Source organism: Aurantiacibacter rhizosphaerae (genome assembly GCF_009807005.1).
In the GTDB taxonomy this organism is placed as follows: Bacteria; Pseudomonadota; Alphaproteobacteria; order Sphingomonadales; family Sphingomonadaceae; genus Alteraurantiacibacter; species Alteraurantiacibacter rhizosphaerae.
Genome location: NZ_WUBR01000002.1, coordinates 99,878 through 111,434, shown reverse-complemented (window position 1 = coordinate 111,434; position 11,557 = coordinate 99,878). Strand labels below are relative to the sequence as shown.

Sequence of the window (11,557 nt, the reverse complement as noted above, 5' to 3'; positions counted from 1 at the left end):
ATCACATGTTGGGATAGTTCGGCCCGCCGCCGCCTTCGGGCGTGGTCCAGTTGATGTTCTGGTTCGGGTCCTTGATATCGCAGGTCTTGCAGTGGACGCAGTTCTGCGAGTTGATCACGAACTTGGGCTCCTCGGCCCCCTCCTGCACCCACTCGTAAACCCCTGCAGGGCAATAGCGGGTGGAGGGGCCGGCAAACACTTCAAGCTCGCTTTCACGCTGCAGTTCCATGTCCTTCACCTTCAGGTGATTGGGCTGGTCCTCCGCGTGATTGGTGAAGGAATAGGATACGCTGGTGAGGCGATCGAAGCTGATCTTGCCGTCGGGCTTGGGGTAATCGATGGGCTTGTACAGATCGGCTCGCTGCGTTTCGGCATAATCGCGGTGATGGCCCATCGCGCCAAGGCCAAGGCCCAGCGTGCGCAGCCACATATCCGCGCCTGCCAGCACGGTGCCCACATCGCCGCCGAACTTCGCAACCAGCGGCTGCGCGTTCTGCACTGTCTTCAGCTCTTTCGCGATCCAGCTGTCGCGCAGGTTTGCATCGTAATCGGCCAGTTCGGTGTGCTCTTGCCCATCTGCAATGGCCGCAACAACGCTTTCAGCGGCCAGCATGCCGCTTTTCATCGCGGTGTGGCTGCCCTTGATACGCGGAACGTTGACGAAGCCCGCGGCACACCCGATCAGCGCGCCGCCGGGGAACGCCAGCTTGGGCACGCTCTGCCAGCCACCCTCGTTAATGGCCCGCGCGCCATAGGCAACGCGGGTGCCGCCTTCCAGATATTCAAGAATGGCGGGATGGTGCTTCCACCGCTGGAATTCCTGAAATGGAGAGACATAGGGGTTCTTGTAATCCAGCGCCGTAACGAAGCCGAGCGCGACCTGGCCGTTGGCCTGGTGATACAGGAAGCCCCCGCCCCAGGTGTCACTCTCGCTCAGCGGCCAGCCCTGCGTGTGAATAACGCGGCCGGGCACGTGCTTTTCTGCGGGGATATCCCACAATTCCTTGATACCAAGGCCATAGACCTGCGGCTCGCAATCGGCCTCCAGATCGAACTTTGCCTTCATCTGCTTCGTCAGGTTGCCACGCGCACCTTCCGCAAACAGCGTGTATTTCGCGTGGATTTCCATGCCGGGCTGATAATCGGGCTTGTGCGATCCATCGGCGGCAACGCCCATGTCCTGCGTGATGACGCCGCTGACGGCGCCCGCATCATCGAACATAACCTCCGAAGCCGGGAAGCCGGGGAACACCATGACGCCCAAAGCTTCTGCCTGTTCACCCAGCCAGCGGGTGAGATTGCCCAGCGAACCAGTGTAGCAGCCATCATTGCTCATCAATGGCGGCATCATTGCGTGCGGCATGTTGATCTTGCCCGATTTGCCGAGCATCCAGTGCCAGTTATCCGTAACCGGCGTTTCCGCCATCGGGCAGTCCATCGTGCGCCAGTCGGGAAACAATTCGTCCAGCGCCTTGGGATCAACCACGGCGCCTGAAAGGATATGCGCCCCGATTTCGGAGCCCTTTTCCAGCACCACGACTTCAAGCTCTTCATTCAACTGCTTCAGCCGGATCGATGCGGAGAGGCCTGCGACACCGCCGCCTACGATCACAACATCGACTGGCATCGATTCGCGTTCACTCATCATTTCGCCTCGTTTTGCGGAACATCCATCGGTCAGGACTTGATCGTTGGCTTGCTAACCGTCAAGACCAACAACAGCCCGATCATGGAAATTCGCAACGATATCACTCTTGGCCAGCAGTATGCTGCAACCATCGACTGGTGGCGTGATGCTGGCGTGGATTTCGTGTTTACGGACGAGATAGAGCCGCTGCTGGCTGACGATACCAAGCCTGCGCCCCCACCATCCGTGGCGAAAGCGCAGCCTGAGGTTGAAGAACAGCCGGAACAAAAGGTCGATATCAATGACCTGCCAACTACTCTAGCCGATTTTCGTGACTGGTGGGTGGGCCCGGACAATCCCTTTGCGCACGGGCAATCCCATCGCCTTGCCCCCATCGGCGTGGAAGGCGCGCCCATCATGGTGATGTCTGCCATGCCGGAGATCGACGATCGCGACACACTGCTGTCCGGCCCGCAAGGCAGGCTGCTGGGCAACATCCTGCGCGCCATCGATGTGGACCCCAACACGGCCTATTTTGCCAGTGCGCTGCCATCACACACCACCCTGCCCGATTGGGCAGAGCTTGGCCGCACCGGACTGGGCGGCGTCGTCGCTCATCATCTTGCACTGGCGAAACCGCAGAAAATCCTGCTTTTCGGCAGCAATCTGCCCACTCTTCTGGGTCATGACGCCAGCGCGCCCCCTGAATCCGTCAGCCGCATTGCCGACATACCGACCCTCGCAACCTTTTCCCCCGACCGTCTCCTGGATCACGCGCGCCAGCGTGCTCGACTTTGGAAACGGCTTTGCCAATGGACTGCCACTTTATGAAGCGACTTGCCGCGGCGGCTGCCGCCCTTGCCTGTCTTGCAACATCCCCTGCATTTGCCCAGCAACAGGATTCGCGCACCTACTTCACCGCCCGTCTCTCCCAGAACCCCGCTCCGCAGCAATTATCGGCGCAGGATCGGGAATATTACCGCGGGCTGTTCTCCGCCATCGAAAGGGGTGACTGGACGCAGGTAGAAGGCCTGTTGGCGCAAAGGCCCACCGGCCTGCTGCATGATGTGGCGCGCGCCGAATATTACCTTGCGGCCAATTCCCCGCGGGTGGAGCTGGACCAGATTACCCGCTGGCTGGAAACCGGATATGAACTGCCGCAGGCAGCGCAACTCGTGCGCCTTGGCCAGACCCGTGGGCTGACCGGGGAGCCAAACCTGCCCTACGCGCGCGATCTGGTATCGCAGCGATCGATCCCGCGCAGAACACGTCCGCGTTCGGTGAATGACGGAACGATGCCATCCGATGTGCGCGCAGCCATTCTCGATCACATCACCAATGATGATCCCACCGGCGCGCGCCTGCTGCTGAACGGTGTAGAAGCATCGCTCAGCCCGGAGGCGCTGGCAGAATGGCGTCAACGCATCGCGTGGAGCTATTTCATCGAAAACCGCGACGCGCAGGCCCTGGCCATGGCGCAGACTGTATCACAGGGGCGCGGTGCCTGGGTGGCTGAAGGCGAATGGACTGCAGGCCTCGCGGCATGGCGCCTGAATGATTGCGAGACCTCTGCCGCATCCTTCCAGCGCGCCGCGCAGGGTGCAATCAATCCCACATTACGCGCCGCCTCGCTGTTCTGGGGCTCGCGCGCTGCGCTTCGCTGCCGTCAGCCGGCGCTCAGCCAGGATTTGCTGAACAACGCCGCGTTGCTGGATGAAACACTGTACGGAATGCTGGCCAGCGAACAGCTGGGCCGCAATTTGCCGGACCGGGTAGAGAGCGCCGACTTCTCCACGCAAGATTGGCAGGCCATCGGCGGTAACACCAATACGCGCATCGCCGTGGCTCTGGCGGAAATCGGGCGCGATGTGCTGGGCAGCCAGGTTCTGCTGCACCAGGCCCGCATCGGCAATCCGCGCGATTATGATGCCTATTCACGGCTGGCGCGCGATCTGGGCTTCCCGCAAACGCAGCTGTACATGGCCCTGAACGCACCGACGGGCGGTGAGGCGGATCCCGCCTCCCACTACCCCGCCCCGAAGATTGCGCCGCGCGAAGGCTGGCAGATCGATCCCGGCCTCGCCTTTGCGCATATCCTGCAGGAATCAGCCTTCCGATCCGATGCTGTCAGCCCCGCCAATGCGCAGGGCCTGATGCAGATCACGCCGCCTACCCTTCGCCAGCATGCTGGCTGCGTTGGACGCCCGGCAGGCGCGATCGACGTTTTCGAGCCGGAAATGAACTTGGCACTGGGGCAATGCAATTTGCAGATGGTGGCCAGAAACCCTGCCACGCAAGGCCGCCTGCCGCAGATCATGGCCGCCTATAACGCGGGCCTCACGCCGATCACGCGATGGACGCAGGAGGTGAACGACGGCGGCGATCCGCTGATGTATATGGAAGCGATCCCCTATTGGGAGACGCGCGGCTACGTCGCCATCGTGATGCGCAACTACTGGATGTATGAGCGTCAGGCGAATGCAGCATCGCCCACACGCGTGGCACTAGCGCAGAACAACTGGCCGATGTTCCCCGAAGCCGGCAGCACTGGCCGTGTCTACATGTCAGGGGGACAATAATGGCTATCGATGAGAGCCGCGAATTTCGGCCGATCAACATCGCCCTGCTCACCATATCGGACACTCGCAGCTCGGATGAGGACACATCGGGCGATATCCTGGCCCAGCGCATCAGCGATGCCGGACATAACCTGGCCACGCGCGCTATCGCAAAGGACAGTGCCTCCGCCATTGTTTCGCTGCTGCGCCGCTGGGTAGACGATCCAACAATCGATGCCGTTGTTTCGACCGGCGGGACCGGGCTGACGGGCCGCGATGTCACGCCAGAGGCGCTGAACAGGATCAAGGACAAGGAAATCCCCGGTTTCGGAGAGCTTTTCCGCTGGATCAGCTACAAGACCATCGGCACCTCCACAGTGCAATCGCGCGCGATGGCGGTGTTGGCAGGCGGCACGTACATCTTTGCCCTGCCCGGTTCGAATGGCGCGGTTAAGGATGGCTGGGACGGCATTCTGGCAGAGCAGCTGGACAGCCGGAACCGCCCCTGCAATTTCGTTGAGCTGATGCCGCGCTTGAAAGAACGCTAGCACAGCATCAGCGGCTTGCCTTTGAGCGCGTTTGTTCTATTTATGTTCTATGAGCAAACTGGAACCTCGTCATCGCGGTCGCGGCGCGCAATCGGGCGAAGTGTCGCAGCGTTTCGGCCTCGCCGCGCGGGAGGCTGATGGCGACTGGCGCGACGCGATGGAAGCGCTTGACGGTCCGCCGGTAAAACTGCGCACCACGGTGACGGAGGAACATCCCAAGACGATCCTCACTTTCAACCAGTCTCCTGACATTCGCTTCGATCGTTCGATCAATGCCTACAGAGGATGCGAGCACGGCTGCGTTTACTGCTTCGCGCGCCCTACCCACGCCTATCACGATTTGTCGCCCGGTCTCGATTTCGAGACGAAGCTGTTTGCAAAGCCCAATGCCGCGCGGCTGCTGAGGGAGACGCTGTCCAGGCCGAAATATATTCCTCGCCCCATCGCCATGGGCACCAATACCGATCCCTATCAGCCGATTGAGAAGCGGTATGAGATCACGCGGCAGGTGCTGGAACTGTGCCTTGAAACACGCCATCCCGTCACTATCACCACGAAATCTGATCGGGTCTTGCGGGACATCGATCTGCTGGCTGAGATGGCGACACACAACCTTGTTGTGGTTGCCATATCTGTCACCAGCATGGATCCCGTGCTTTCCGGAAAGCTTGAACCAAGGGCAGCATCGCCGACTAAACGGCTTTCAGCATTGGAAAAGCTGGTGCAGGCGGGCGTGCCGGTTCACTGTTCGATCTCTCCTGTCATACCCGCGATTACGGATGAATTCATGGAAGAGATCATTCGCCGGGCGGGCATCATCGGCGTGGATGGCTGTGGCTGGATACCTCTGCGCCTGCCGCATGAAGTGGCGCCGCTGTTTCGTGAATGGCTGGACGTTCACTATCCCGATCGCGCGGGCAAGGTGATGCAGATCGTCCGCTCCATCCGCAAGGGACGTGACAATGACCCCAGCTTCTTCGGCCGTTTCAAGCCCAGCGGCGTGTGGGCAGACCTGTTTCGCGCACGATTTCGTATCGCATGCAGACGGGCTGGCATTGAAAACAAAGCATTTAATCTGGAAACCGTTGCATTTCGATCACCCACAAGGGACGGTCAACTCAGTCTGCTCTGAAATCCATCGCAATGGATGTGGGATTGCTCTAACAACCCTCGCAGTTTCAACGCTCAAGCGGGGATTTCTCCACTGCGTTGTACAGCTATAAATTCCATTCCTTAGTATGGGGGAATCATTGATGAAGAAGTTCACAATCGGCCTGCTGTCGGCCACGGCGTTCATCGCCACGCCAGCAGTTGCCGGCGATAACGAGTTCTACGTCGGCGTGGGCGCCGGCGGTGCAGTGTCGGAAGACATCGATCTGCGCCTCAACCCGACTGACGAGATCGTCGTCGACACCGATCTTGGCTGGGAAGCCGAGGCAGTACTCGGCTACGATGCTGGCCCCGTCCGCCTCGAAGTGGAAGGCGCCTACAAGCGCATCGGCGTGGAAGCGATCGATGCCGCTGGCGTTGGCGTTCCCGGACCCACCACGGCGCTGATCGGCTTCGTCGATCCGATCGAACCTTCGTCGGGCGATCTTGCGATCTGGAGCGGCATGCTGAATGGCCTGCTCGATTTCGGCGGCAACGATGGCATCGGTGTTTCCCTGGGTGGCGGCGTTGGCATTTCCAACGCCAAGCTTGAGAAGTTCACCGCAAACACGCGCGGCGGCGGTTTCATCGATGATGACGATGCACGCTTCGCATGGCAGGCCATCGCACAGCTGCGCGCGCCGCTGACGGATTCGGTCGATGCTTCGCTGAAGTACAAGTTCCACCGCGTGACCAACCCGACCTATGTCGATCAGCTGGGCCGCGAGTTTGAAAGCGACATCAGCACGCATTCCGTTCTGGCGACCCTAATGTTCAACTTCGGCGGTGAAGAGGCCCTGCCGCCTCCTCCCCCGCCGCCGCCTCCGCCTCCGCCGCCTCCCCCGCCTCCTCCTCCCCCGCCGCCGCCGCCTCCGGCCGCAGTGTGTGAGCAGGGCCCGTACATCGTGTTCTTCGATTGGGATCAGTCGGACATCACGCCGGAAGCAGCCACGGTTCTGAACTCTGCAATCACCGCCTATGGCGATTGCGGCACGGCAGCAATCATGCTGGCCGGTCACACTGACCGTTCGGGCAGCGTCCAGTACAACATCGGTCTCGCCGAACGTCGTAACGACTCGGTCGAGAACTACCTGACCGGTCGCGGCATTCCGTCGACCCGCATCACGACCGAAGCCTTCGGTGAAAGCATGCCTCGCGTGCCGACCGCTGACGGTGTTCGTGAGCTGCAGAACCGGCGCGTGGAAATCACCTACGGTCCGGGTTCGGGCATGTAAGCGACTTCGCTTCGATGATTACGAGAAGGGCCGGGAGCAATCCCGGCCCTTTTTGTTTGTGCTTTAGGCTGCACAATCGGCAGCCCGTGGGGAAAATCGTCAATCGTCAGTACCGTCATCACCGTCATAATCGGCGACGACCCAATCACCGCCAACCCTCTGCATGGTCACCTGCTCCGTCACCTGCGCGCGGTTGCTGAATTCACTCTCGAACGTGAGAATGGCAAAATCGCCCAACGCGCCGCTCTCTTCAGCCGGGCGCATTTTGGTTTCCACCAGATTTCTGCGCAAGGGGACGCCCCAATTGTTCTGGCGCAGGGCTACGCCCAACTCCCACACTCCCTGACTGTGTCGCTCGCGCATTGCAGCGCCCGCAGCAGCGCGGCTGGCCTCGGCGTTTCCGTTATCGACCAGGGCAAGCCAATCGCGGGCATGCTGTTCCACGCCTACCTCACTGCCGGAGGCCGGCGCACCATCGCCAGCTTTTTGTGCAAGATTATCGTGTGAGCGGCCATCGGCTCGACCGGCATCTTCACCCGAGGTTGAGAGGGCAGCTGCCATTGCCACGATAGCGAGGGATATGGTCATGATGAGAACTCCTTTGCGTTGCCAAATGGGCCGGGGAGTATCCCCGTCCTCCGTGGCTACGCTGTCATCATCATTGGCGTGATGGCCTGCACTGGCGACCCCGAAATGCGTGTGCGCAACGCTTTCGGGTGTCGCATTTCCCGGCACTGCCAATGTCTCGGCCTCGACTAACAGCCTTGCAGCTTCCCGGCTGCTGGATACGCCCAGCTTGCGGCGTGCGCTGCGCAACCTGTCGTTGATCGTATGGAAGGAGAGATCCAATTCCCGCGCGCTGGACTTGGCATCATGGCCGGCGAACAGGAGGCGAAGGGCCTCCTTCTCCTTTTCGCTCAGCTCATTGACGCTATTCGTCATGCAACAAGGCGGAGGTGCCCCACCCCGCGGATCGGGGAAATTGCCACATTGGCCAGGCCGGGAATGGTCGAAAGCCTGTCCACCATGTCTCCCCCAAGCTTGAAATCGCTGCCGAGCAGCACCTGCGGTTCGTGCTCCTCACCGATCCGCAGGTGCAGGACCACTTCGCCATGTCCGGCACGCCCGATTTCGAGCATGTCCTTCAGGGCGACGATCGCGTCTGCCTGATGGACATCCGCCGTCAATTGCATTTTGGCCGTGCTTTTCACATCGACAAGGGGACGCGCTCCGCGAACCGTGATGCGTGGCGGATCGTCGGGATTCGGCGAATCGAGTTCGACATTCAGCAGCACGCAGGTTCCTTCCTGCGCCCACTCCACAAAATTATCGACCAGCGTTTCCTCGAAACAGGCGGCGCTGAACTGGCCGGAACTGTCCGAGAAATCCGCCCGAATGAATTCCGCGCCCCGCTTTGTGCGGCCCTTGTTCACGCTTTCCACCATGGCGGCCATCACTGCGGGCTGGCGGCCACCTTCCACGCCGCTTCCCATGATGGCGGCATAGGTGCGCGCACCGTTGGATGATGCGACTTCGCGGAATTCCTGCACCGGATGTTCGGCAAAATAGAAGCCGAACACATCACGCTCCACGGCCATTTGCTCTGATCGTGGCCATGACGGGGTATCGACAAGGCGCAGGTCAGGCTCTGCCGTATCCTCCCCGCCAAACAATCCGGCCTGCCCGCTGCTGCGCTCCCGATTGGCGGCGTCGGCCACGGCCAGCAGCATGTCAGCATTGGCAAGCACCTTGGCGCGGTTTGGTTCGAACGCATCGAACGCGCCGGCCCCGGCCAAGCCTTCCAACTGCTTGCGGTTCATCGATCCCGAAGGCAGGCGCTGGAATACGTCCTGCAAGTTTTCGAAGGGGCCATGCGCCTCCCGTTCGGCGCAGACCTGCTCCATCGCGCGCTCACCCACGTTGCGAATGCCGGCCAGGGCATAGCGCACGGCATATCCCTCGTCCGTGGGCTCCACGCAGAACTCTGCTTCCGATGCGCCGATATCAGGCCCCAGCAAAGCCACGCCATTGCGCCGCAGATCGTCGACGAAGACCGCCAGCTTTTCCGACTGGTGCATGTCGAAGCACATTGATGCGGCGTAAAATTCCTCCGGATAATGGGCCTTTAGCCACGCTGTTTGATAACTCAGCAGAGCATAGGCGGCGGCGTGCGATTTGTTGAAACCATAGCCTGCGAACTTGTCGATCAAGTCGAACAGGCGGTTTGCCTCGTCCTTCTCGATGCCGGAGATTTCCTTGCAGCCCTCGCAGAAGCGGGCGCGCTGCTGGTCCATCTCTTTCTGCTTCTTCTTGCCCATCGCGCGGCGCAGCAGGTCTGCATCGCCAAGTGAATAACCGGCGAGGATCTGCGCGGCCTGCATCACCTGTTCCTGATAAACGAAGATGCCGTAGGTCTCTTCCAGAATGCCCGCCAGCTTGGGGTGCGGATAGACGATGTCCTCCTCCCCCGCCTTGCGCTTGCCGAAGCTTGGAATGTTGTCCATCGGGCCCGGCCGATAGAGGGAGACGAGCGCGATGATGTCTTCGAATTTGGTCGGTTTCACCGCGGTCAGCGTGCGGCGCATGCCTTCCGATTCCAGCTGGAACACGCCCACCGTATCGCCGCGCTTCAGCAGGTCGAACACGCCCGCATCGTCCCACGGCAGGGTGTCGAGATCGATGGTAATGCCGCGCCGCTTCAGCAGGTCCACCGCCTTGCGCAGAACAGACAGGGTCTTCAGGCCGAGGAAGTCGAACTTCACCAGCCCTGAATCCTCGACATGCTTCATGTCGAATTGCGTCACCGGCATATCGGAACGCGGATCGCGATACAGCGGCACAAGCTGGCTGAGCGGCCTGTCTCCGATCACGACGCCCGCGGCATGGGTGGAGGAATTGCGCGGATAGCCCTCTAGCTTCATCGCCAGGTCCAGCAGGCGCTTTACCTGGTTATCATTGTCATATTCGCGCTTGAACTCGGCAATGCCATTCAGCGCGCGCGGCAGTGTCCACGGATCGCCGGGATGGTTGGGCACCATCTTCGTCAGCCGGTCCACCTGTCCATAGGGCATCTGCAAGATGCGGCCCGTATCGCGCAGCACGGCGCGGGCCTTCATCTTGCCGAAGGTGATGATCTGGGCGACCTTGTCCTTGCCATAACGATCCTGCACATAGCGGATCACTTCACCGCGCCGGGTTTCGCAGAAGTCGATATCGAAGTCAGGCATGGAAACGCGTTCCGGGTTCAGGAAGCGTTCGAACAGCAGGCCGAGCCGGATCGGGTCGAGATCGGTAATGGTCAGCGCCCACGCCACCAGCGAACCTGCACCGGAACCGCGGCCTGGACCCACGGGGATGCCCTGATCCTTTGCCCATTTGATAAAGTCGGCAACGATCAGGAAGTAGCCGGGGAAACCCATGTTCTTGATAATGCCGACTTCGTAATCGAGCCGGTCGGTATAAACCTTCAGTTCCTCGTCGGAGAGAGCATCATAAAGCTCCAGGCGCGCGGCGAGGCCACGGCGCGCGTCCTCCTCCAGCATCCGCTCCTCCCCTTCAAGATCGCCGGCGAGGCTGGGCAGGATCGGCTTGCGACGCGGCGGCGCGAAGGCGCACCGCTGTGCGATGACGAGGGTGTTTTCAGTCGCTTCCGGCAAATCGATAAACAGGTCCGCCATCTGCGCGGCCGATTTGACGTAAGCCTCCGCATTGGAAACCGGGCGATCGTCGCTGTCGATCTGGCTGGAATTGGCAATGCAGAGCATGGCATCATGCGCGCTGTGCATATGCGGTTCGGCAAAATTGGCGGGGTTGGTGGCCACCAGCGGCAAGGACTTGGCATAGGCAAGATCGAGCAGACCTTCCTCTGCTGCCTCCTCCACCGGATCACCGCGCCGTGCCAGCTCGATATAAAAACGCTGTGGGAACAGCGCGGATATGCGATCTGAAAGATCATGCGCGGCGCGCTCTTTCCCGTCTGCCAGCAAACGGGTAAGCGCGCCCTCACTCGCGCCGCTCAACGCGATCAGGCCGTCCGTGTGCCCTTCCAGGTCTTGCATGCCGACATGCGGCATCTGCTCAAGCGGGCGATCCAGATGCGCGGCGCTGACCAGGTGGCATAGATTGTTCCACCCGTCCTCATCCTGCGCGAACAGCGGCAGATGGTCCACGGTTTCTCCATCGTCCGCCAATACGCCCAGCATCGTGCCGATCAGCGGCTGTACGCCCTCTTCCATGCAGGCAGAGGCAAACATGCTAGAGCCATAAAGGCCGTTGCGATCACAAATCGCGATGGCGGGAAAGCCGCGTTCCTTCGCCAGCTTCGCAATCGCCTTTGGATCGATCGCGCCCTCCAGCATGGAGTAGCTGGAGAGAACGCGCAGGGGTACGAAGGGAGAGTACGGCATGCCCGCAATATGGGACAGTCGCCCGGATTCGCCA

8 protein-coding genes are annotated in these 11,557 nt (G+C 60.9%); 5 read left to right on the top strand and 3 right to left on the bottom strand.

Annotation, left to right across the window (positions count from 1 at the left end; translation table 11 throughout):
* Position 1 precedes the first annotated feature (1 nt).
* Positions 2-1,645: an electron transfer flavoprotein-ubiquinone oxidoreductase gene (locus tag GRF63_RS08020; protein ID WP_160486271.1), complete on the bottom strand. Its 1,644-nt coding sequence runs from the start codon at positions 1,643-1,645 to the stop codon at positions 2-4.
* Between the two features lie 39 nt (positions 1,646-1,684).
* Here GRF63_RS08020 and GRF63_RS08015 point away from each other — a divergent pair, with 39 nt between their 5' ends.
* The 5 genes from GRF63_RS08015 (at position 1,685) to GRF63_RS07995 (ending at position 7,117) form a co-directional block, all read left to right on the top strand.
* Positions 1,685-2,458 (top strand): hypothetical protein, encoded by a 774-nt coding sequence (locus GRF63_RS08015; protein WP_160485519.1) that lies wholly within the window; start codon positions 1,685-1,687, stop codon positions 2,456-2,458.
* A complete protein-coding gene (locus GRF63_RS08010; protein ID WP_160485518.1) occupies positions 2,455-4,206 on the top strand; it encodes a transglycosylase SLT domain-containing protein in 1,752 nt (583 codons plus the stop codon). Before GRF63_RS08015 ends, GRF63_RS08010 begins: the two co-directional genes overlap by 4 nt.
* Entirely contained in the window at positions 4,206-4,733 is a 528-nt protein-coding gene (gene moaB, locus GRF63_RS08005) for a molybdenum cofactor biosynthesis protein B (RefSeq protein ID WP_160485517.1), read from the top strand. Before GRF63_RS08010 ends, moaB begins: the two co-directional genes overlap by 1 nt.
* Before the next feature lie 49 nt (positions 4,734-4,782).
* The gene (locus GRF63_RS08000) at positions 4,783-5,865 is read left to right on the top strand and encodes a PA0069 family radical SAM protein (RefSeq protein ID WP_160485516.1); all 1,083 of its coding nucleotides are present in this window, start codon (positions 4,783-4,785) and stop codon (positions 5,863-5,865) included.
* Between the two features lie 121 nt (positions 5,866-5,986).
* Complete coding sequence (locus tag GRF63_RS07995) at positions 5,987-7,117, top strand: OmpA family protein (protein WP_160485515.1); 1,131 nt, start codon at positions 5,987-5,989, stop codon at positions 7,115-7,117.
* A 99-nt stretch (positions 7,118-7,216) separates the two neighbouring features.
* Here GRF63_RS07995 and GRF63_RS07990 read toward each other — a convergent pair whose 3' ends face one another.
* Together GRF63_RS07990 and dnaE are read right to left on the bottom strand one after the other, a co-directional pair.
* Positions 7,217-8,059 (bottom strand): helix-turn-helix domain-containing protein, encoded by an 843-nt coding sequence (locus GRF63_RS07990; protein WP_160485514.1) that lies wholly within the window; start codon positions 8,057-8,059, stop codon positions 7,217-7,219.
* Positions 8,056-11,523 carry a DNA polymerase III subunit alpha gene (dnaE, locus tag GRF63_RS07985; RefSeq protein ID WP_160485513.1) on the bottom strand — a complete coding sequence of 1,156 codons (3,468 nt, stop codon included), beginning with the start codon at positions 11,521-11,523 and terminating at the stop codon, positions 8,056-8,058. Before dnaE ends, GRF63_RS07990 begins: the two co-directional genes overlap by 4 nt.
* Between the last annotated feature and the right edge of the window lie 34 nt (positions 11,524-11,557).

Excerpts from the sequence above, each read along its gene's own strand:
- GRF63_RS08020 (WP_160486271.1), bottom strand. The coding sequence starts at position 1,645 with ATGAGTGAACGCGAATCGATGCCAGTCGATGTTGTGATCGTAGGCGGC.
- GRF63_RS08010 (WP_160485518.1), top strand. The coding sequence starts at position 2,455 with ATGAAGCGACTTGCCGCGGCGGCTGCCGCCCTTGCCTGTCTTGCAACA.
- moaB (WP_160485517.1), top strand. The coding sequence starts at position 4,206 with ATGGCTATCGATGAGAGCCGCGAATTTCGGCCGATCAACATCGCCCTG.
- GRF63_RS08000 (WP_160485516.1), top strand. The coding sequence starts at position 4,783 with ATGAGCAAACTGGAACCTCGTCATCGCGGTCGCGGCGCGCAATCGGGC.
- GRF63_RS07995 (WP_160485515.1), top strand. The coding sequence starts at position 5,987 with ATGAAGAAGTTCACAATCGGCCTGCTGTCGGCCACGGCGTTCATCGCC.
- GRF63_RS07990 (WP_160485514.1), bottom strand. The coding sequence starts at position 8,059 with ATGACGAATAGCGTCAATGAGCTGAGCGAAAAGGAGAAGGAGGCCCTT.
- dnaE (WP_160485513.1), bottom strand. The coding sequence starts at position 11,523 with ATGCCGTACTCTCCCTTCGTACCCCTGCGCGTTCTCTCCAGCTACTCC.